The organism is Noviherbaspirillum sp., assembly GCF_035254865.1.
GTDB lineage: Bacteria > Pseudomonadota > Gammaproteobacteria > Burkholderiales > Burkholderiaceae_D > Noviherbaspirillum.
Genome location: NZ_DATFAF010000018.1, coordinates 120,031 through 142,533 on the forward strand (window position 1 = coordinate 120,031; position 22,503 = coordinate 142,533).

The following is a 22,503-nucleotide window of genomic DNA, read 5'->3' on the forward strand; positions in this document are numbered from 1 at the left end:
GGGGCGATGAAAACGATTCTGGATCTCAGCACGCGTGCCAAGCTGTTGCTCGGCTTTGGGCTGTTGATTGCTCTGCTGGCGACAGTCAGCACGATCGCGTATCGCGACACGGCGCATCTGAAGGAGTCGCAACGCGAGTTGTTCCAGGAAGATTTGTCGATTTCGCTGGAACTGATGGCCTTGCGCACCACGCTGAACCGCGAGCGCGTCGCGCTGTTGTCGCTCGTGATCGGGGATGCGGAAGAGCAAGCCAGGCAGCGGCTGAAGCTCGAACAGGAAGGCGCGGCATTCGAGGCCTTGATCAAGAAGCTCTCCGCGCACAAGCTGAAAGATACCGTCTTTGCGCAAAAACTCGACAAGCTTGTCGGTCTACGCCGGCATCTCATCGAAGACCGCAATCGCGAAGTGTTTCCCGCAGTGAAAGCCGGGAAGCGCGATCAGGCCGCGTCGATCATCCTCGGGCCCTTGCAGCAATCCTTTCAGTCATTTCGCGAACTGGCCGATCAGATGGGCGAGGAGCAGATTGTCGAAGCGGAGAAGCGTATGCGCGAATCCGAAATACTCGTCGATACCGCGCAGACCACACTGATCGTCGCCAATCTCGTTGCCATCGTTCTTGGGCTGGCGCTTGTGCTCTGGCTGGACCGACTGATTGCCATGCCGCTGAAGCAGGCCACCGCTGTCGCGCAGAGGATCGCAGGCGGTGATTTGACGGTGAGCGTGCCGACATCTGGCGGCAAGGATGAAGTCGGCCAGTTGCTGGGCGCGCTCGACACCATGGTGGATAACTGGAAGCAGACGCTGAAAGAGATCAGCGGCGGCATTGTCACGCTGAGCGCTGCCGCCAGCGAGATCCTCGCCAGCACCATGCAGGCATCGGCGGGGGCGACGGAAACGGCGGCCGCAGTCAGCGAAACCACGGCAACCGTGGAAGAGGTGAAACAGACCGCGCTGCTGGCGAGTCAGAAGGCGCGCACCGTGTCGGACGCGGCGCAACGCGCGGTGCAGACCGCGGATGCCGGCCGCAAGGCGGTCGAGGGCGGCATGGAGGGCATGGAAAACATTCAGGAGCAGATGGAATCCATCGCGGAGACCATCGTGCGCCTGAGCGAGCGCAGCCAGGCCATCGCCGAAATCATCGCCACCGTGGGCGGTCTGGCCGAACAGTCCAACCTGCTGGCAGTCAATGCGGCGATCGAAGCCGCCAAGGCCGGCGAGCAGGGCAAGGGGTTTGCGGTCGTGGCGCAAGAGGTCAAGGACCTGGCCGACCAGTCGAAGCAGGCTACCAGGCAGGTGCGCGTGATTCTGAGCGACATCCAGAAGGCGATCAGTGCGGCGGTCATGACGACCGAGCAGGGATCAAGGACGGTTGCCGGCGGCGTCGAGCAGACCACCGAGGCGGGCAATGCGATCAGGAGCCTCGCGCAGAGCATTTCCGATGCGGCCCAGGCGGCGGCCCAGATCGCGGCGTCCAGCCAACAACAGCTCGCCGGAATGGACCAGGTTGCCATGGCAATGGAAAACATCAAGCAGGCCAGCGCCGAGAACGCAGCCGGTGCCAGGCAATCGGATGCCTCTGCCCAGCACCTGCATGAGCTGGGCCAGAAACTCAAACAGGTGAGCGAGCGCTTCAAGTTCTAGTGCGATCAGATCATGCCGGATCCGAAGAACGCGTTTCTGCAAAAATTGATGCAGACTTTCCGTGTCGAGGCGGAAGAGCATCTGCAGAACATCGTCTCGCAAGTCGTGCTTCTGGAGCAGAAGGGCGAATCGCCGTCGCAGGAGCAGGTGGAGCGCATCCTGAAAACGCTGCATACCCTCAAGGGCGCGGCGCGTGCGGTCGATCTGACCGATCTCGAGACGCTCTGCCACGCGATGGAAAACGTTTTCTCGGCGATGCGCACCACGGGCGACGGGCTTGCCGCCGAACAGTTCGACCTTGTCCATCAAGCCTGCGGTCTGGCCCGGACCCTGACCAACGAACCGCCGGGCAGGGCGCGCAATCTTGCCGGAGCGCTCGCGCAGCGGCTGAACAGTCTGAGCGCGCAACTCGACGCCGGCGCAACCAGCGTACCGGCGGCACCGGATGCTGCGCAACGCTTGCCGGATGAGGATGACGAACCGGCGCATCAGGCTGTCCGCACCAATGTCGTCAAGGTCGAGGGACAGAATCTCGACGCCATCCGGTATCAGACCGAAGCCTTGCTCTCGGTAGAGCTGGGACTGCAGCAACATATCGCGGATCTGCTTGCTCTTGCCGACAACATGGCCGAATACACCGCGCGTCTGCCTCCCGCCGAACCCATATCGCACAGGCGGGCGCGTTCCGCACGATCAATGCAATCAAAGGATGCGGCCGGCGAGAGCAAGGCGCCCAGGACCGACAAGGTGCGCGAGGATTTCGAACTGCAATGCCGGCGCCTGGCGAACGCTATCGGCAGGACGCAGCGCGACTTCTCGACGATCCGCTCGCGCCTGCTGGATGCGACGCTGGAAACCGCACTGGTGCCGTGCACATTCGCCCTGGAGCAGCTTCCAGGCCTGGTCCGGAATCTCGCGCGAACCCGGGCCAAGGAAGCAGTGCTGTACATGCAGGGAGAGAGCACACGCATGGACCGCCGCATTCTCGACACGATACGCGAGGTCATGATCCATCTCGTGACGAACGCGGTTGACCACGGCATCGAAGCCGCCGAGAAACGCCTTGCGGCGGGCAAGTCGGCGGCGGGCGCGATTCGCATCACGGTGGCGCAATGCAGCGACAATCGGGTTGCATTCACGCTTAGCGACGACGGCGCCGGGATTGACGTCGAAGCGATCATCAAGGCCGCAACCGGCCGCGGCAAGCTGAGCGCCGGGCAACTGGCCGGTCTGAGCGACCGGCAAAAGCTCCAGCTCGCGCTGCACGCGGGCGTTTCCACCAGCCGCGAAGTGACTCACCTGTCCGGCCGCGGCGTCGGTCTGGCCATCGTCGCGGAAAAAGTCGCCTCGCTCGGTGGCGAACTGTTGATCGACAATCGCCCCGGCGAGGGATGTTCCTTCGAATTGCTGCTGCCGGTGCGGCTGGCGACTTTGCGCGGCCTGATATTGCGCAGCAGGGGCGCGCAATTTGTCCTCGCGTTATCCGGAATCGAGTCGGTGCGGGCGCTCAGAGAGGGCGACATTCGGACGATCGAGAACCGGGAAACCCTGCTGGTGCGCGAGAGCGTCGTGCCCGTGATCCGGCTCGGGCACTTGCTGGGTCTGGAGCGTGTTGCGGCCGGGCCAGCCGGCGGCGAAAACATAGCGCTGATCGCACGTGCCGGAGGAACCCTGTTTGCATTGCTCGTCGACGAGATTCTCTCCGAGCAGGAAGTGTTGCCCAAGGGTTTGGGCAAGCAGTTGCGGCGCGTCCGTTTCATCGCCGGCGCGACGCAATTGGGCGATGGCAGCCTGGTGCCCATACTCCGCATGGAAGACATTGGCGCACATGGATTGACGGGCAATGACGCTGCATCTGCGGGCCGGGTGCAAGGCGAGACACGGGTCGCGAAGCGGATTCTGGTGGTCGAGGATTCCATTACCTCGCGCCTGCTGCTGAAGCACATCCTCGAGGGCGCCGGTTATGCGGCGGAAACGGCGATTGACGGATTGGATGCCTTGTCGAAGCTGCGCCAGGGGAATTTCGATGCTGTCGTCAGCGACGTGGAAATGCCGCAAATGGATGGGCTTGAGCTCACTGCGCAAGTTCGCGCCAATCCGAAGACCGAGGAGTTGCCGGTGATTCTCGTGACCTCGCTGCAATCGTCCGAGGAAAAGGAACGCGGCTTGCGAGCAGGCGCCGACGCCTATGTGGTGAAGGGCGCATTCGATCAGGACAGCCTGCTGGCGACGATCCGGCGTCTGATTTGAAAGGAAGGACGATGATACGCGTGTTGGTGGCGGACGATTCCCCTTCGGTGCGCGAGGTGCTGGTGTACATCCTCGGCTCGGACCCGGAGATCGACATCGTCGGATGCGCCGAGGACGGCGAAGAAGCGGTACGGATGGCGCAGCAGAAAAAGCCGCATGTCATCACCATGGATCTGCACATGCCGAAGCTCGACGGCTTCGAGGCGACGCGCAAGATCATGCAGACCTGCCCGACGCCCATCGTCATCGTCAGCGGCAGCGTGGATCCGGAGGAAGTCGGCATGAGCTTTCGCGCGATCGAGGCCGGCGCGCTGGTCATGGTGCAGCGCCCCTTCGGCATCGGCAACGCGATGCACAACCAGACCTCGAATGCGCTGATCCGTACGGTGAAATCGATGGCCGAGGTGAAAGTGGTGCGTCGCTGGTCGCGGGATCCCGCCGTGAAGAATGAAAGCGTCGGCACGGCGATCGCCGAACCGCGGAAGAGGCAGTGCAAGCTGGTGCTGCTCGGCGCATCCACCGGCGGGCCCGCCGTGCTGCGCGACATCCTCGCCCAGTTGCCCGTCGATTATCCGCTGCCGGTTGTCATCGTGCAGCACATGGCCTCGGGCTTTGTCGACGGATTCGCGGATTGGCTATCGTCTGCAAGCGGCTTCAAGGTCGCGCTCGCGACGCATGGGGAGCACCTGGTCGGCGGCCGTGCCTATCTTGCGCCCGACCGCTTTCAAATGGCCATCGGCCGGAACCTGCAGATCGAATTGTCGTCCGGCCGCCCCGAGCACGGAATGCGCCCGTCGGTGTCGCATTTGTTCCGGTCGATCCACAAGGAGCTCTGCCGCGGAACGGTCGCCGTGCTGCTGACCGGCATGGGCAAGGATGGCGCACAGGAGCTGCGCCAGCTCAAGGACAAGGGTGCGATCACGATCGTACAGGACCGCGCCACCGCAGCCGTGTACGGGATGCCGGGCGAGGCCATCAAACAGGACGCGGCATCGCTGATCCTGGATCCGGTGGAGATCGGAAAACTATTACATGCGTTGGGCAGGGAGTTGCCCTCGAATTCGCCTTATATCGGTATTTGAAGGAAAAGAATGAATCACATCGTTGTCCAGAACGAATTGCCCGCCGACATTCTGGTCGTCGAGGACAGTGAAACGCAGGCGGGTCAAATTGCGCATCTGCTGGAAACTGCCGGATACCGCGTTCGCGTCGCGAGAAACGGGCGCGAAGGCCTGGCGCAGGCGCGGGCGGTCAAGCCGACACTGGTGGTGAGCGATATCGCAATGCCCGAGATGGATGGCTTCGCGATGTGCCAGGAGATCAAGAAGGACATCGGACTGAAGGATGTGCCGGTCATTCTCCTGACTGCGCTGACCAGCCTGTATGACGTGATCAAAGGACTCGACTGCGGCGCTGACAATTTCATCCGCAAGCCGCTCGACGGAAAATACCTGCTCGGCCGCATCCGCTTCATCCTCGCCAATCGCGCGTTGCGCAGCAACGACCGGGTCGAACTGGGCATGAAGATCAATCTCGGCGGGCAAACGCATTTTGTCACGGCCGAGCGTCAGCAAATTTTCGACCTCCTCATCTCGACGTATGAGGAAGCGATACAGATGACGGAAGAGCTGCGCCTGCAGCAGAGCCAGATTGCGCATTCCTACCAGTCCCTGCACGGCTTGTACCGGATCGCGGAAGCGTTGAATCCGACCATCACCGAAAAGGCGGTTGCCGAGATGGCGCTGGAACGCGCGCTCGACCTGCCGGGTGTGATCGGCGGCTGCGTTCTTCTGCTCGATGCCGAGGGTGGATTCCGTTGTGTCGCTGCGCAGGATTTCGGCACTGCCGCTCAAGTGGCCGAGGAGAAGATGGACTGTGCCTGTCGCAGCAGACTGCTGGCAGGAGATTTTCGCGTGCCGCAGGTCATCGAGGATTGCGCGATGTTGCGCCAGGATCCTGTCGCTTATCCGAACGGAGGCGGGCACGTCAGCGTGCCGCTGGCCGTCGGCGACCGCACTCTGGGCGTGATGAATCTTCTCATCGTCGACACGAACGCGGTGAGCGAAGAAGACCTGCGCGTGCTCGACACCGTCGGCAACCAGATCGCCATCGCGCTGGAACGGGCGAATCTGTATGCGCACATGGAAGCGCTGGTCAAGGAACGCACCGAAGCATTGCAGGCGGAGCGCAATCTGCTGTCCGCCGTGGTCAACACGACCGGCGCGCTGGTCTTCCTGGTCGACCTTGCCGGCCGCATCGTGATGTTCAATCCCGCCTGCGAACAGACGCTAGGATGGAAGGCGGAAGAGGTGCAGGGGCGCACTTACTGGGAGCTCTTTCTCGATCCGGAGCGCGCGAAGGTGGTCAAGTCCTTCTTCGGCAGCCTCGACATCACGAAATTGCCGGCGCAAATCCAGGGTGACTGGATTGCGCGCGACGGCAGCCGTCGCAATATCATCTGGTCAACCACCTTCCTCAAAAATTCGGAAGGCAGCGTCGAGTATTTTCTTGGCAATGGCATCGATGTCACCGAGCTTCGCCTGGCCGAGGAAAGAGTGCGCTATCTCAGCAACTTCGACACCTTCACGGGGCTGCCCAATCGCATTCTGCTCAGGGATCGTGTCAGGTTCTGGCAGGAGCGCGTGTCGGCGACCAGGAAGGTCATGGGGTTTCTGGTCATCCACTTCGATCGGCTCACGCTCATCCGCGAAAGCCTGGGAATCCGTGCCGAGCAGGACCTGCTGCTGCAGATCACGCGCCGTCTCAAGGAATGGGCGTCGGCGGACGACAGTATTGCGCGCTACGGCGACACCAGTTTCGCAGCGATCGCCGTACGCTCCGAGCCGCAGGATCTGTCCGTCGTGGCGCGCCAGATCCTCGCCGCGATGAGTGCGCCGTTTCAATTTGAACAGCAGGATGTGCACATCGACGCCCATATCGGAATCACCATTTTCCCGAATGATGGCGAGGAGTACGACACGCTGTCGCAGGGGGCGGAGGCAGCCATGCGCCGCGCGTTGACCAGCAGGACGGAGCGGTGCGAATTCTACCGGCCGGAACTCAACCGCGAAGCGAATGACCGCTTCAAGCTGGAAAATGCACTGCGCCGTGCGCTGGAGCGCGACGAATTCCTGCTCCACTATCAGCCGCAGGTCAGCCTGAAGACAGGAAGGATCGTCGGATTCGAGGCGCTGCTGAGATGGCAACAGCCGAAATTCGGGCTGGTTCCGCCAGGGCGATTCATCGGTCTCGCCGAGGATACCGGACTCATTCTGCCGATCGGCGCATGGGTGTTGCGCACGGCATGCGAGCAGATTCGCGCCTGGCGGCAGGCGGGCTTGCCGCCGGTGCCGATTGCGGTCAACCTCTCGGCCAAACAGTTTTCCATGAATATCGCCGATACGGTCAAGAGCATTCTCGAGCAGACAGGCGTGGATCCGAGCCTCATCGAACTCGAGCTGACCGAGACGGTGTCCATGGAGGATCCGGAAAATACCATCCAGATCCTGCGCACGCTCAAGGAAATGGGCGTGCTGCTGGCGATTGACGATTTCGGGACTGGCTACTCGAACCTGAACTACTTGAAGCGGTTCCCGGTCGATAAGCTCAAGCTCGACCAATCATTTGTCCGCGACCTGATCTCCGACCCGGATGACCTGTCCATCTCGCATGCGATGATCGCCATGGCGCACAGCCTGCGCCTGACAGTAATTGCCGAAGGAGTGGAAACCGAGGGGCAACTTGCTCTGCTCGCGCAGCACGGTTGCGATGAAATCCAGGGTTACTTCTTCAGCAGGCCGGTGGATGCGGCCAGCGCCGCAAGCATGCTCAGTGAAAACAAGTCGCTGGCGCTGGCTACCCTTGAGCGCCGTCCGTACCGGCGCACAGTGTTGATCGTCAGCGGCGGGGCAGACCTTGCCGCGCCGATGCGGGACGCGATGACACGTGCGGGATTCACTGTGTTCCAATCCGGCAGCGCGGCGCAAGCTTTTGAAGTGCTGGCTGCCGAGGAAGTCGGCGCCGTTCTCTTCGATGGCCGCATCCGGGACATGGACGGGGTCGAATTCCTGGCCCGGGCGGGCCAGATGTATCCGATCGTCGTCCGCATGATATCGATGCATGACGACGATCTGCGGTCGATCGGCGAGATCAAGGGAATCTTCAGGATTGTGCCCAAACCCTGGAAGCTTGCGGAACTCCTTGCGGCCCTTGGCGATGCGCTTGCCGAGTTCGAATCGAAGGCAAAAAAAATCCCTCTTCCTTCGCAGGAAGAGGGAGGATAAGGGGTAGCGTATTTGCGATACGGCCATTTGTACTTCACACACGCTGCCCCCAACCCAAACATCTCCTCCACGGAGACGCAGCCCACCCCTAAGGAGCCTGGAAACGGATTTGAATTGGATTGCTCATGCGATGAATCCTCGTCGCATCGAGAAATTCATCGCATGTTCGAAACTCGGCTTGCCATGAGCGCGCGTCGGTTACCTCGCTGAGGTTCTTCTGCATCTCATTGCGTGTTGTTATTGTTTAATGATGATGCACGGAAACACTCTGCGTGACTGTTTCACAATTGCGAGAGATGTTGCCAAATGTAAAAACGGGGAACGCAAGTCCGATGCCAGGAGGAAATTCGGTGGAGAGTGACAGAGTTTGTCAGTGCACGCGGGGATGCGGGCATTTGTGGATTCATCCGGTGACAATTCACGTCAGGTGAATGCGGGCGCAATGCGAATTCATCCGCACTGCGCCCGATGAAGCTTACCTCACGCAGTCGACGTAGTAACCGCGCTTGCCGTTGACTTCCTGCGTCACGAGGCCGTGGACGTCGGTCTCGAAGCCCGGGAACTTCTCGTTGAAGTCGCGTGCGAATTTCAGGTAGTCGACGATGGTCTTGTTGAAGCGCTCTCCCGGAATCAGCAGCGGAATGCCGGGCGGGTAGGGCGTCAGCAGGATCGCGGTGACGCGGCCTTCCAGTTCGTCGATTGCAACGCGCTCGATCTCGCGATGCGCCATCTTCGCGAACGCATCCGACGGCTTCATCGCCGGCTGCATGTCGGACAGGTACATCTCCGTGGTCAGGCGCGCCACGTCGTAGATCTTGTACATGTCGTGGATGTTCTGGCACAGGTCGCGCAGGCCGATGCGCTCGTAGCGCGGATTGGCCGCGGCGAACTCCGGCAGGATGCGCCAGATCGGCTGGTTCTTGTCGTAGTCGTCCTTGAATTGCTGCAGCGCCGTCAGCAGCGTGTTCCAGCGGCCCTTGGTGATGCCGATGGTGAACATGATGAAGAACGAATACAGGCCGGCTTTTTCGACAATGACGCCGTGCTCGGCCAGGTATTTGGTGACGATCGACGCCGGGATGCCGGTCTCGCCGAACTTGCCGTCCAGCGACAGGCCCGGTGTGACGATCGTGGCCTTGATCGGGTCGAGCATGTTGAAGCCCGTCGCCAGCTTGCCGAAGCCGTGCCAGTTGTCTTCGGCGCGGATGATCCAGTCTTCGCGCGAGCCGATGCCTTCTTCGGCAAAAGTGTCCGGTCCCCAGACCTGGAACCACCAGTCCTGTCCCCACTCCTGATCGACCTTGCGCATCGCGCGGCGGAAGTCGAGCGCTTCCAGGATGCTTTCCTCGACCAGCGCGGTGCCGCCCGGCGGCTCCATCATGGCGGCGGCCACGTCGCAGGACGCGATGATCGCGTATTGCGGCGAGGTGGAGGTGTGCATCAGGTAGGCTTCGTTGAACATGTCCTGGTCGAGCTTCACCGTCTGCGAATCGCGCACCAGGATCTGCGATGCCTGCGACAGGCCGGCCAGCAGCTTGTGGGTGGATTGCGTCGAGAAGATCAGCGATTCCTTGGCGCGCGGGCGGTCCTTGCCGATCGCGTGCATGTCCTTGTAGAACTCATGGAAGGTCGCGTGCGGCAGCCATGCCTCGTCGAAGTGCAGGGTGTCGATCTCGCCATCCAGCATATCCTTGATGGTTTCGACGTTGTAGACCACGCCGTCGTAGGTCGATTGCGTGATGGTCAGGATGCGCGGCTTCTTGTTCTTCGCTTCGCGGGCGAAGGGATTGGCCTCGATCTTCTTCATGATGTTTTCGATCTTGAATTCCTCCAGCGGGATCGGACCGATGATGCCGAGGTGGTTGCGCGTCGGCATCAGGAACACCGGAATCGCACCGGTCATGATGATCGAATGCAGGATCGACTTGTGGCAGTTGCGATCGACCACGACGATGTCGCCGGGGCCAACCGTCGAGTGCCACACCATCTTGTTGGAAGTCGAGGTGCCGTTGGTGACGAAATAGCAGTGATCGGCATTGAAAATGCGCGCCGCATTGCGCTCGGAGGCGGCGACTGGACCGGTATGGTCGAGCAGCTGGCCGAGTTCTTCCACCGCGTTGCAGACGTCGGCGCGCAGCATGTTCTCGCCGAAGAACTGGTGGAACATCTGGCCGATCGGCGACTTCAGGAATGCCACGCCGCCCGAGTGGCCGGGGCAATGCCATGAGTAGGAACCGTCCTTGGCGTAATGCACCAGCGCACGGAAGAAGGGCGGCGCCAATCCGTCGAGGTAGGAACGCGCCTCGCGGATGATGTGGCGCGCGACGAATTCCGGCGTGTCTTCAAACATGTGAATGAAGCCATGCAGCTCGCGCAGGATATCGTTGGGGATGTGGCGCGAGGTACGTGTTTCGCCGTAGAGGTAAATCGGGATGTCGGCGTTCTTGTGGCGAATCTCTTCGACGAAGGCGCGCAGCGACCGGAGCGCATGTTCGGTTTCTTCCGAGCTGCCGCCGCCGAACTCCTCGTCATCGATCGACAGGATGAAGGCGGAGGCGCGCGATTGCTGCTGCGCGAACTGCGACAGGTCGACATAGCTGGTCACGCCGACCACTTCCATGCCTTCGCTTTCCATTGCTTGTGCCAGCGCACGGATGCCCAGACCCGATGTGTTCTCGGAGCGGAAGTCTTCGTCGATGATGACGATGGGGAAGCGGAATTTCATGAGGTCTCCAAAGGGACAGATGACAGGGAGACGCCTGGGTCAGTCGTGGCAACAACCGCTTGCGCGCCGAAAAAAACGAATTTTCGCAGATATGGAGATTATGTGGGGAAAAACGCAGGCAAAGCTTGCAGATTCGCCGCCCACCCACCGCTTTCCGCCGGCGCGACGGCCGGCGGGTGTCATTTTGATAAGTTTGCGCCTGCGGCCGGCACTTGCCCGATCGGTAGGCTTTTCCGGCCGATCGCTGCGCATTCAGCGCCTAGACGCCGACCGGGTAGGTTTCCGGCGCTTCCCCGGGCTCCTTGTGCGTGCCCTGATCCAGCGCCTGCACGGCCTGGGTTTCATCGAAGTGCAGCACCGCGTCGAATTGATGGGCCAGATGCGCGTAGAAATAGTGGCTCTGCCGCTCGGTGTTCGGGGCATAGATGACGCCGATCGCCCGTTCCAGGAGAGCGCTGGACGGCAGCACGCGGGTCTCGACATGATTGATGCGCAGCGGCAGCATGAAACGCGGCAAAGCTGTACGGTGAAAGGCTTCCTCGTAGCTGCCGGGCAGGGCGGGCCGGACCTGCTTCTGCTCGGCCGGGCCGTCCCAGTCGGAAGCGGCCATGACCGTGCCCTGATAGGTGGTAAATCCGATCAGCACCGCGTTGTCATGGTAGCGTTCGCGCGCCAATTGGCCGACGTTCCATTCGCCCTGGTAGCCGATTTCGGTCGCCCGTGCATCGCCGATGTGGGAATTGTGCTCCCACACCACGATTTTGGCGGCCTTGCCGGGTCTGGATAAATGCGTCGCCAGCGCCTGCAGGGTATCCGCCATGTGCAAATCGCGCATGTTCCAGGACGAGATCCGGCCCTGGAACATGGTGCGATAGTACTTTTCGGCGTTCCTGACCAGGCGCGCGTTCTGTTCCGCGTAGAAGAACTCGTCCGCCGCAAGCTGGTCGTCCGCATCGCGGAATTCGAGCGCTCTCGAGCGCAGGTCATGCAGTTGGGCGAGCACCTGTTCTTCGCAGGAGGGCGACATGCCGAAGCTCGTCGCATAGCCGTAACGCTGGCTGTCCCGATGATAATGATCGAAGCAGGCATAGCGGGCGCGGGCACGCGCGGCGGCTTCCGGATCCACCTTGTCGAGGTAGCGCAGCACCTCGTTCATCGAGGTGAACATGCTGTACAGGTCGAGTCCGTAAAAGCCGGCACGCGGCGCTTGCGAGGGCAAGGCCTCGTTATGCGCGCGCAGCCAGTCGACGAAGCCGAGCACATCGGTATTGCGCCACATCCAGGTGGGGAAGCGTTCGAAACCCGACAATGCGCGTTCGGCGGAAACATCGTCGCCGCTTCCGCGCACGTAACGATTGACGCGGTAGGCATCGGGCCAGTCTGCCTCGACGGCAACGGCATCGAAGTTCTTTTCGAGGATCAGGCGCTTGGTGATTTCAGCGCGCTCCCGGTAAAACTCATGCGTGCCATGGGTCGCTTCGCCCAGCAGCACGAAACGCGCGTCGCCAATCAGATCCATCAAGGGATCGTAATCGTTGCTTGACCCGGTCAACAGATGCGCAGCCGAAGCGATCGACACGCTGAGTGGAGAATTGGTAGCGGTAGTCATGGCTCATCCGGATCGGAGAGGTTGGACATGCCTGAAGCCGCTTCCCCGGAAAGCGGTTTCAGGTGCTCTTTGCAATGCTCACGTTCAATGCACGATGGCGCCCATGCGCGATGCAGGCTGCGCGGCATCGCGTGGCGACATGCCGCTCTCGATGAAGGACTTCATGCGCATCAGATCCTCATCCATCTGCCGTTTCGGATTGCCATTGAACAGCGAGGCGACCGCATGGCCAAGCGTTCCGGCGGGCGGGTTGTAAACCATGTGCACGCTGACCCGCGTGCCATCGCCTTCCGGTTCGAAATGCACCGTGCCGGTATTCTGTACCGTCGCGTCCGGCTCACTGCGCCATGCAAGGCGTTCCGGGCGATGCGAGTCGGTGATGACCGCGTCCCATTCGATTTGCGTGCCGGCCGGTCCGCTCACGATCCAGTGCGAGCGTCCATTGCCCAGATCGCGCACTTCCTGCACGTTGGACATGAAGCGCGGGAAGTTCTCGTAGCGTGCCCAGGTATCGAACACGGTATCGGGCGAGGCCTGGATATAGATGGTCTTGTGCAGATCGACGGCCTGCTTGCCAGCGCTCATCATGCGGGTGAAGGGGCGGTTGCTGATACTGCGCGCCAGCAAGCCGATCCCGATCGCGGCCGCCGCGGCGCCGACCGGCGAGCGGCGAATCAGCCCGTACAGGCCGAGCGCGCTGCCACCGACGGTACCCACCGCGCGCAAGGCGGGCGGCCAGGTTTCCTGCATCATGGACGAGCCGGCGCGGCGCAACCTGCCTTCGCCTTGCAGGCTGGGAATTCCCGCGCCGCTTTCATGCACATCCAGATAGTCCTGCACCTCGTTGACGCCGGCCACCGACTGCACGCAATCGAGCAATTGCTGTCTTTCACTGGCAAGGACAGAACCATGCAAGGTAATGCAGCCATTCTGCGCATTCACCTTGACTGCACGGGGATGCGATACGACACGGCCGATTTCCTTGCGTACGCGCGCCACCAGCGTTTCGTCGTCGCCGGTTTGAGAGCGTTGCGAGAACAGGCGGCCCGCCTGCGCACGCCAGCCCTGCATCCGATTGTTGAGATCGCGCGATGCGACATCGATCGCCCCGCTGGTCTTGGTCGCCACGCTGCGCACCTTGTCGGAGGCCAACGCACGGCGGCGCCTGCCGCGATCAGGATCCGCCAGATACATCGCGACCGCACCCAGTGCGGCGCCCGCGACCCAGAATGCCAATGATTGACCCTTGCTTGATTGCTGATCCATATCCATCTCCTTTATTCAAGTATTGACGGTGCGTGGCACAAGCCTGTCGGAGCGGAACGAATCACACCTTGGCAGGCATTGCTCACGATTCCTGCATACCAGACCCATTCATACGGCTTGATGTTCCCGAAATGATCATCACTTGCGTTCAGCCTGCCTCGAATTGCCGGGGGTTAAGCATGTGGGAGTGCGGAGTAAAGGCGGAATCGACGCGGCATGCTGGCCTTGCGAGGGTGGCGGAAAATTCATGGAGAGCATGTCTGCCATCGGCCGGAGCCAGAAGCGATACTGCCGATTTCGTTCACTGCGCCTGCCATGCCGCCCTTTCCGTGCCTGTCTTCCAGCGGGTGTCATGCGCTGAAAACTGGCAACCAATCAACAGGATCGATCGAGATAGAATCGGGAAACATCCAAACAGTTGGACATGACATATGCATAAACGTTGCACGCCTTCGGCGAGTTTGCATATGCCACGGGAGGCGGTGAAGCGAAACGGCAGGAACGAGGAGGGGAAAGGCCGCCGGCTTTGCGCAAGTCGACGGCCAGGTATTGCGTTGGTTCAGGGCATGGTGCTCCGAATCAGAAGTGCAGCCATGCCATCACGCCAAGCGCGATGCCCACGCCTGCCACGCCATAGGAGGCGAATTCCAGCCACTTCTTGCGGGTCAGGAGCGTAATTGCAGCCAGTGAAATCGCGATCTGCTCCGCGGTCATCGCCTGTGCCCAGCGATGATGCTGATGCATCTGCTCGTCCGATTGCTTGTCCCAGTCGTGCGACACCGCTTCCAGCTTCTCGGCATCGGTCTTGATGTCGGTCTTTTCCTTCTTGTAGCGTTCGACTTCCGACTTGTATTTTTCGGTATCGACGCCGGGCAGGCTCATCGCCAGTTCCGCCAGATTCTGCTTGTTGGACTTGGCCTGATAATAATTCCACTGGTTGGACGCTTCGGTCTTCTTGATCGCCGCGTTGTTCTTGAAGAGCGCCGCGTTGTTCTGCGTCGCGCCGGCCTGATAACCGAAAATCGCGCCAACCGTCGCGAGTATCGCCGTGGTCACCGCGATCTTGCTGGAAAAACTATCGCCGCCGTGTGCGGCATGTTCCACTTCATGGTCATGCGGACCATGTACATGAAAGCCGTGTCCTGACATTGCCTCTCCTAGATTCTCTGGTAAGTAACGAATGCGTAGTCGAATCCGTTTGGATCGGAATGATACTTCTCGCGCGCGACTTCTTTCCACTGCTTTGGATCGATCGCCGGGAAAAATGCATCACAATCGAAGATCCTGGCAATTTCGGTAACCACCAGGCGGTCGGTGTGCGGCAAGGCTTCTTGGTAGATCTGCGCGCCGCCGATGATGCAGGCTTCCGCGTCGCCCACCAGTTCGATCGCCGCATCGAGCGACGTCACCGCCTCGACGCCCTCATGCCGCCATGCGGCGTTGCGGGTGATGACGATATTGCGCCGGTTGGGCAGGGGGCGGCCGATCGACGCGAAGGTCTTGCGGCCCATGATGACGGGATGCCCCATGGTCGTGCGCTTGAAATGCGCCATGTCTTCCGGCAGGCGCCAGGGCAGGGAATTGTTAATGCCAATGCCACGTTGTGCGTCGGTGGCGACGACGATGGTCAAGTGCGCCATTACACCGCCACCGGCGCCTTGATATGCGGATGCGCCTGGTAATCCGTGATCTCGAAATCCTCGTACTTGTACTCGAAGATCGAATCCGGCTTGCGCTTGATGAGCAGCTTCGGCAGCGCATAAGGCGTGCGCGACAACTGTTCCTTCACCTGCTCCATGTGGTTCGAGTACAAATGGCAATCGCCGCCGGTCCAGATGAATTCGCCGGGCTGCAGGCCGGTCTGCTCCGCCACCATGTGGGTGAGCAGCGCATAGGACGCGATATTGAAGGGCACGCCGAGGAAAATGTCGGCACTGCGCTGGTACAACTGGCAAGACAATTTGCCATCGGCCACGTAGAACTGGAAGAACGCATGGCAGGGCGGCAGCTTCATCTGCGGAATGTCGGCCACGTTCCATGCCGAGACGATCATGCGGCGCGAATCGGGATTGTTCCTGATCTGATCCATCACCTGCGCGATCTGGTCGATGTGCTTACCGTCCGGCGTGGGCCAGGAGCGCCATTGATAGCCGTAGATGGGGCCGAGGTTGCCATCCGCATCGGCCCATTCGTCCCAGATCGAGACGCCGTTGTCTTTCAGGTATTTGGTGTTGGTCGAGCCGGCCAGGAACCAGATCAGCTCGTGGATGATGGACTTCAGATGCAGCTTCTTGGTGGTCAGCAGCGGAAAGCCCTGCTGCAGATCGAAACGCATCTGATAGCCGAACACCGAGCGGGTGCCGGTGCCGGTGCGGTCGGTTTTTTCGGTGCCATGTTCTTGAACATGGCGCATGAAGTCGAGGTATTGGCGCATGTGTGTTTTTCGTGAGTTGCGCTATTTTAACGGGTAAAAAGGCGGCAGCGTGTTTGCTTTAATCTTGCGAAAACTGCAACGCCGCGAGACTGGCATAGAGTCCGCCTTGCGCCGTCAGCGACGCATGGGTGCCGATTTCGATGATCCGCCCGTGCTCCATCACGACGATGCGGTCGGCGCGCTGCACGGTTGCCAGCCGGTGTGCGATCACCAGCGTGGTTCTCCCCTTCATCGCCGCTTCCAGTGCGCTCTGCACCAGGCGCTCCGATTCCGCGTCGAGCGCGCTGGTGGCTTCATCGAGCAGCAGCAGCGGCGGATTCTTCAGCAAGGCGCGCGCGATCGCAATGCGTTGCCGCTGGCCGCCGGACAGGCGCACGCCGCGCTCGCCGAGGAAGGAGCGGTATCCCTCCGGCAGCTTCTCGATGAATTCATGCGCCGCCGCCAGCTTGGCAGCGGCGATGACTTCTTCATCGCTTGCGCCTGCGCGGCCATAGCGGATGTTCTCCATCGCATCGGCCGAGAACACGACCGTATCCTGCGGCACGATGCCGATGGCGTCGCGCAGCGTGTGCAGGTCGAGCTTGCGGATGTCGACGCCATCGAGCCGGATACTGCCGTTCTGCGGGTCATAGAAACGCAACAGCAGCTGAAACAGCGTGCTCTTGCCCGCGCCCGATGGGCCCACGACGGCGACGTTTTCTCCGGGGCGGATGTCGAGGGAAAGATCGAGCAGCGCCGGCGACTGCGGGCGGGAAGGGTAGCGGAAGCCGATCCCTTGCAGCGTGAGCGAAGCACCGTTCGCCGTGCGCGGCGGCAAGGCTTGCGGCTGCGAAGGCGACTGAATCGGCGAGCGGACCGCCATCAGCTCCAGCAGGCGTTCCGCCGCACCTGCCGCGCGTTGTGCGTCGCCGATCACCTCGGACAGCGCACCGATCGCGCCGGCCACGATGGTGGCATACAGGATGAACTGGCCAAGCTCGCCAGCCGTCATGCTGCCCTGGATGACCGCTTGCGCGCCGAGCCACAGTACGAACACATTCGCGCCGAACACCAGCAGGATCGCGACCACCGTCAGCAGTGAGCGCGCGCGGATGCGCTGCAACGCGACCTGAAATGCACGCTCGACCAGTTCGCCAAAGCGTTGCGCTTCCAGCTTCTCGTGGGTGTATGCCTGCACCGTCGGCATCGCATTCAGGATTTCACCGGCGAGTGCCGAGGTGTCCGCGACACGGTCTTGCGATGCACGCGACAGCTTGCGCACGCGCCGACCGAACAAGACGATCGGCAATACCACCGCGGCAAGCAGCACGATGATGATCCCGGCCAGCTTGGCGCTGGTGACGAACAGCATGATGAGGCCGCCGATGCAGAGCAGTGCATTGCGCAGCGCCATGGAAATGCTGGTACCCACCAGTGTCTGGATCAGCGTGGTGTCCGTGGTCAGCCGCGACAGCACCTCGCCGGTTTGCGTGGTTTCAAAAAACTGCGGGCTTTGTGTGACCACATGGCGATAGATGGCGCTGCGCATGTCGGCAGTCACGCGCTCGCCGAGCCACGACACCATGTAGAAGCGCGCCGCGGTGGCGATCGCCAGCACGCTGGCAACGCCGAACAGCGCAAGGAAATACAGGTCGATATGCGCGCTGCTTTTCGCTCCGGCCGCGCCGAAGCCGAGATCGATCATCTGCTTGAACGCATACGGAATCGCAAGCGTGGCGCCGGCGGCGACGAGCAGCGCGATGCCCGCGAGGATGATCTGCTTCTTGTAGGGGGCGAGAAATGGCAGCAGGCCCTTGAGGGTGGCCAGGCTGCCTTTGCGTGTTTCTTTTAATGTGCTTGTTGTCATAATTTGAGTGGTTTGACGTAGCCCGTCAGTTCGAGATAGCCGCGGCCGGCTGCCTTGCCGTCGCGCTTGACGGTGACCGCGCCCTCCCAATACACCGCACCGGTTGATTGCCGCGAATCGAGCTCCTGATCGTCCTGCAGCGGGGCCAGGTCCCAGGTTGTCGACCCGGTTTCGATGCGCGTGGCCACGGGGTAAGTCGCATTGGTGCGCGGCGAGTTCCAGCGGCGCTGCGGCAGGAAGCGCACCTGATCCGGATCGTAGTTTGTGATGCGTCCCGCCGGATCGCGCAGGGCGGCATGCGCCCACAGCTTGGCGCCATCCTTGCCGCGGATCTGAAATGCCATCAGTGCGGAACCGTCATCGAGATTGATGCCGGTCCAGTCCCAGCCGGCCGCGTCGGCGTCCAGCACGCTGGTCGACCATTCATGATCGAGCCAGGCAATGCCGCTGACCTTGACTGGTTTCCCCTTGCGCATCACGGTACCGGCAAGCTTGAGCTGGGGTTCGCTGTAGTAGTAACTTGCCTGTCCCGGCTTCGGCCCCTTGCGGGAAAATCCATGATCGCCCTGCAGCATCGGCTCTTGTGTGGCCGTCAGCGAAAAATCCAGCGCGAAATCGTGTGCTGCGGCATGCATGCGATAGCCGCCATTCGCGTTTCGCACCAGGCGCCAGTCGCCAAGCTTGACGTCGGTATTGCCTTGCTTTGAATATGCGAGGTCGAAGCCTTCGCGCGCAATCTTCTGGTCGTGCAGGAGCCTGCCGATGGCCGGATCGGACAAGGCCGCATGCGCGATGATGAGCTGTTTTGGAGCGAAGCGGCTCGGGTTGGCCGGGTCGTGCTCGGTAGCGGAGCGGAAGAAGGTGATCTGGAATCCAAGCTGCTTGTTATCCGGCGTTTCCAGCCAGCCGGTGACATACCACCACTCGGTGCGGAAATCCGGATGCGCGCCGAAGTCACGCGGAAAGATAAGCTGCCTGCCCGGATCGACTGTCGCGAATCGCGGCGCATCGGCAAACGTCGGCGCCGCCACAAACGGCAAGAGCGACAAAAGCAGTACCATCCAGCGTGCCGCAGCGCAGAACTTGTTCGACAAGGACGAAAACATGGCGCTGGCCATTACCAATCCTCCCTTACTGCACGCACCGCCTGTCCGGACACGGCGTATCGCCCCGCGATCAGGGCAGTAACTGCCGCCGAACCCGAGAGCACCGCGGCGACCGTGAGCAGCACATTCCATGGCATGTGCAATTGCATCGTCCAGTGGAAGGATTGCGGATTGACCACAAACACCAGGATCAGACTGATCGCGCCGCCCAGCAGAAAACCGGTCGCCACGCCCAGCAAGGAAAGCAGGCCGCCCTCGATCGCCAGCATGGCGAGGATCTGCCGGCGCGTGACGCCGATGTGACGCAGCATGCCGAATTCCTTTGCGCGCGCGAGCGTTTGCGCGGAAAAGGTTGCCGCCACGCCGAACAGGCCGATCACGATGGCCACCACCTCCAGCAGATAGGTCACGGCAAAGCTCCTGTCAAAAATCTTCAGGGTGATGGCACGAATGTCGCCGGGCAGGGCGAATTCGAGCGCAGCGCCGAACGGCAACCGTCGCAATTCGGCGATCACTTGTTCCGCCTTGATGCCGCTGCGCAAGCGCAGCGCCGCGTCATTGACTTCCATGTCGCCCGACAAGCTCCGGTAATCCGACAAACGCATCTGGATCGCGCCCGACTGTCTTGCGTAATCCCGCCACACGCCGGCCACGACGAACGGGGGCGTGCGGCCTGCAATATTCAGCGAAACGCGCGCGCCGACACGGAAGCGATACAAATCGATGACCGCTTCCGATACCCAGATCGGCATCACGCCAGCCGGCAATTCGCTCGCCGACAAAGCCTTTCCTGCAAGCGGCAAGGTCTTGCCCGGATCGACAACATCGATCGGCCTTGCCATCAGCGTGACCGGCGGACGCGCCGGATCAAGCACCAGCGGCAGCGTGCGCAGGAAATCGGCGCGTGCGACGCCCGGCAAGGATGCGATCGCTTGCTGGTCGGCGGGAGACAGCGCGCCGGTGTTGCCGCTGAGGGCCGAGCGCACATAGAGGTCGGCGGAGAGCACATCCGACAGCCAGTTGTCGACCGAGACCCGGAAGCTTGCCACCATGATCGCCATCGCCACCAGCAGGCTGAAACTCGACAGCACGCCGCCGAGCGCAATCGCCGCCTGGTTCGGCGCGTTCGCCAATCGTGCCAGCGTCAGCGTCGCGATGACCTGCGGCTTGCGGCCTGTGATGCCGGACAGCATCGCAAACGCCAACGCCGAAAATCGCGGCATCAGCCCGAGGCCGCCAATCAGCAGCAAGGCAATCGCAAGATAACCGAACAGCGGCAGTTCGAAGACTGGAGGCAGACGCGTCAGCAGTGCACCGGCAGCGAGGCAGGTCAGCGACGGCCAAGGCGAGGACAGTCTGGACAAGGCAACGTCCTCGCTCCCCGACTTGATCGCCTGCGCCGGTCTAGCGCGGGCGGCTTCCCATGCCGGACTGGCGCAGCCGAGCAATGCGGCAAGCGTGCCGAGAGCGAAGAACAGTGCCGCGGCCCAGGGCGAGAACTGCACGGTCGGCTGGACGCCGGGAAAATACCCGCCGCCCAGGTCGCCTCCGAATAAGCGCAATGCCGCCGCAGCGATTGCATAACCGCCGGCCAGACCCAGCAGCGATCCGGTGACGCCAAGCAGTCCACCCTCCAGCAGGATCTGGCCCAGCACCTGCCGGCGCGTCATGCCGATCACGCGCAACAAGGCAAGCTGGCTGCGCCGCCGTATCACCGACAAGGCTTGGGTGGAAAAAACCAGGAAGGCGCCGGTGAACAATGCCACCAGCGCCAGCACATTCAGGTTGACGCGATAGGCGCGCGACATGTTATTGGTCCGCTCCTCCTGGTCCTCGGTCTCCGTGACCAGATATTGCGGCTGCAATTCCCTGGCCAGCGCGGCCTTGAACGCGGCGCGATCGATGCCTGCGGCCAGCTTCAGGTCGATATGCGAAAGCTGCCCGATGCGGCCGAAGCGCCATTGCGCCGCCCCGATATCCATGACCGCAATGCGCTGTCCCGCACGTGCGCGCACCAGTCCGCCGGCCACGCGCAAGACGAGCGCTCGCGTTCCGACGCGCAATTCCAGCCGATCTCCGCGCCGGACCTGCAGCCATTCCATCGCCGCCGGCGAAAGAAAGATCGCATCGTCGGCGAGCGTGTCGAAAGGCCGGTCTTCGGCCGGCATGCCGATCAGATCCGGTGCAATGGCTGCGGCCTTGAACATGTCGATGCCCAATATCTTGAGGGCGCTGCGCTGCCCCGGAATCGCCGCATCGATTTCCAGCACCGGATTGGCGAGCGCGATGCCTTCATGCTGCGCGAGACGGGGATAAAGCGATTCGTCGAAGAAGGCTTGCGTGCTGCGCACCTGCAGGTCGGCCTGGCCGGACAGGCTCTTGATCGCTGCGGAAAACTCGTTGTAGGCGGCGGCATTGATCAAATGGATGGCGAAGCCGAGCGCCACACCCAGCGCAATCGCGCCGGTGGCGATCAGCGTCCGCACCGGATGCGCGCGCCATTCGCCGAGCGTCAGCCATTGGCCGAGAAAGGATCGCTGGCCGCCACTCATGCCGGTACCGATTCCATCGGCAGCAATCCTTGCTTCGTCAACATCAAGATGCGATCCGCGGTGGCCGCTGCTGCCGGCGAATGGGTGACGAGAATGCCGGACGCGCCATTTTGCTTGATTTCATCACGCAGCAGGCGCAGCACCTCGTGTGCGGTATCCGGATCGAGGTTGCCGGTCGGTTCGTCGGCCAGCAGCAGTTTCGGCTTGTGTACCAGGGCGCGCGCAATCGCCACCCGCTGCAATTCGCCGCCGGAAAGCTGGCGCGGAAAATCCTGTTCCCTGCCGCGCAGGCCGACCGCCGCCAGCATCAGCCTCGCTCTGTGTGTCTCGCTGTGATTGAGCATCAAGGGCAAGGCAATATTCTGAAACAGCGTGAGATGCGGCAGCACGTGAAAAGCCTGGAAAATGAATCCGAACTTTTTTCGCCTCAGCAAGGTTGCTTCATCGTCGTTCAGCGAAGACATCGGCACGCCATCAACGACAATTTCGCCCGCATCCAGCGAATCGAGGCCGGCGACCAGATTCAGCAGGGTCGATTTGCCGACGCCGGACTCTCCCATGATCGCGACGTATTCACCATCCTTGATGTCATGCGACAAGTTGCTCAGAACATTCCGGCCATTGGGATACGACTTGCTGATATTGCGAAGCTGTAACATCGATACGCTTTCTTCTCGGTATGCCTGATTGCTGAAGCTTACTTGTTGTGACAAAAAAGATCGGGATGCCCTGTCCGGACTTGTGACGCATCAAGGGACGGTCAATTCACGCGACCTATGATAGCCAAATTC

Annotated in this window: 14 protein-coding genes; 4 read left to right on the forward strand and 10 right to left on the reverse strand. The window is 61.6% G+C overall.

The window, feature by feature from the left end; all coding sequences use genetic code 11:
• The first annotated feature begins 6 nt into the window (after positions 1-6).
• From VJ651_RS04750 to VJ651_RS04765, 4 genes are read left to right on the forward strand one after another with little or no spacing between them, the layout of a single operon-like run.
• The gene (locus tag VJ651_RS04750; protein ID WP_324106325.1) at positions 7-1,641 is read left to right on the forward strand and encodes a methyl-accepting chemotaxis protein; all 1,635 of its coding nucleotides are present in this window, start codon (positions 7-9) and stop codon (positions 1,639-1,641) included.
• A gap of 48 nt (positions 1,642-1,689) precedes the next feature.
• Entirely contained in the window at positions 1,690-3,891 is a 2,202-nt protein-coding gene (locus tag VJ651_RS04755; RefSeq protein ID WP_324106326.1) for a hybrid sensor histidine kinase/response regulator, read from the forward strand.
• Positions 3,892-3,902: 11 nt separating this feature from the next.
• Positions 3,903-4,973, forward strand: coding sequence for a chemotaxis-specific protein-glutamate methyltransferase CheB (cheB, locus tag VJ651_RS04760; protein ID WP_324106327.1), 1,071 nt, complete (start codon positions 3,903-3,905; stop codon positions 4,971-4,973).
• A gap of 9 nt (positions 4,974-4,982) precedes the next feature.
• Positions 4,983-8,174 (forward strand): EAL domain-containing protein, encoded by a 3,192-nt coding sequence (locus VJ651_RS04765; protein WP_324106328.1) that lies wholly within the window; start codon positions 4,983-4,985, stop codon positions 8,172-8,174.
• A gap of 475 nt (positions 8,175-8,649) precedes the next feature.
• On the opposite strand, the gene VJ651_RS04770 is transcribed toward VJ651_RS04765, so the two are convergent.
• The 10 genes from VJ651_RS04770 to VJ651_RS04815 all read right to left on the reverse strand — a co-directional run bounded on the left by VJ651_RS04770 (position 8,650) and on the right by VJ651_RS04815 (position 22,371).
• Positions 8,650-10,899, reverse strand: coding sequence for an arginine/lysine/ornithine decarboxylase (locus tag VJ651_RS04770; RefSeq protein WP_324106329.1), 2,250 nt, complete (start codon positions 10,897-10,899; stop codon positions 8,650-8,652).
• A 259-nt stretch (positions 10,900-11,158) separates the two neighbouring features.
• Positions 11,159-12,508, reverse strand: coding sequence for an erythromycin esterase family protein (locus VJ651_RS04775; RefSeq protein WP_324106330.1), 1,350 nt, complete (start codon positions 12,506-12,508; stop codon positions 11,159-11,161).
• An 84-nt stretch (positions 12,509-12,592) separates the two neighbouring features.
• Positions 12,593-13,774 (reverse strand): SRPBCC family protein, encoded by a 1,182-nt coding sequence (locus tag VJ651_RS04780; RefSeq protein ID WP_324106331.1) that lies wholly within the window; start codon positions 13,772-13,774, stop codon positions 12,593-12,595.
• 579 nt (positions 13,775-14,353) lie between these two features.
• Positions 14,354-14,923 (reverse strand): DUF4337 domain-containing protein, encoded by a 570-nt coding sequence (locus VJ651_RS04785; protein ID WP_324106332.1) that lies wholly within the window; start codon positions 14,921-14,923, stop codon positions 14,354-14,356.
• 8 nt (positions 14,924-14,931) lie between these two features.
• The gene (locus VJ651_RS04790) at positions 14,932-15,414 is read right to left on the reverse strand and encodes a dihydrofolate reductase (protein WP_324106333.1); all 483 of its coding nucleotides are present in this window, start codon (positions 15,412-15,414) and stop codon (positions 14,932-14,934) included.
• Positions 15,414-16,208 carry a thymidylate synthase gene (locus VJ651_RS04795; protein WP_324106334.1) on the reverse strand — a complete coding sequence of 265 codons (795 nt, stop codon included), beginning with the start codon at positions 16,206-16,208 and terminating at the stop codon, positions 15,414-15,416. The genes VJ651_RS04790 and VJ651_RS04795 overlap by 1 nt, the downstream gene beginning before the upstream one ends.
• Positions 16,209-16,266: 58 nt before the next feature.
• Positions 16,267-18,054 carry an ABC transporter transmembrane domain-containing protein gene (locus VJ651_RS04800; protein ID WP_324106335.1) on the reverse strand — a complete coding sequence of 596 codons (1,788 nt, stop codon included), beginning with the start codon at positions 18,052-18,054 and terminating at the stop codon, positions 16,267-16,269.
• Positions 18,051-19,172, reverse strand: coding sequence for a carotenoid 1,2-hydratase (locus VJ651_RS04805; protein WP_324106336.1), 1,122 nt, complete (start codon positions 19,170-19,172; stop codon positions 18,051-18,053). Before VJ651_RS04805 ends, VJ651_RS04800 begins: the two co-directional genes overlap by 4 nt.
• Positions 19,172-21,712, reverse strand: coding sequence for an FtsX-like permease family protein (locus VJ651_RS04810; protein WP_324106337.1), 2,541 nt, complete (start codon positions 21,710-21,712; stop codon positions 19,172-19,174). Before VJ651_RS04810 ends, VJ651_RS04805 begins: the two co-directional genes overlap by 1 nt.
• Positions 21,709-22,371 carry an ABC transporter ATP-binding protein gene (locus VJ651_RS04815; protein ID WP_324106338.1) on the reverse strand — a complete coding sequence of 221 codons (663 nt, stop codon included), beginning with the start codon at positions 22,369-22,371 and terminating at the stop codon, positions 21,709-21,711. The genes VJ651_RS04810 and VJ651_RS04815 overlap by 4 nt, the downstream gene beginning before the upstream one ends.
• Between the last annotated feature and the right edge of the window lie 132 nt (positions 22,372-22,503).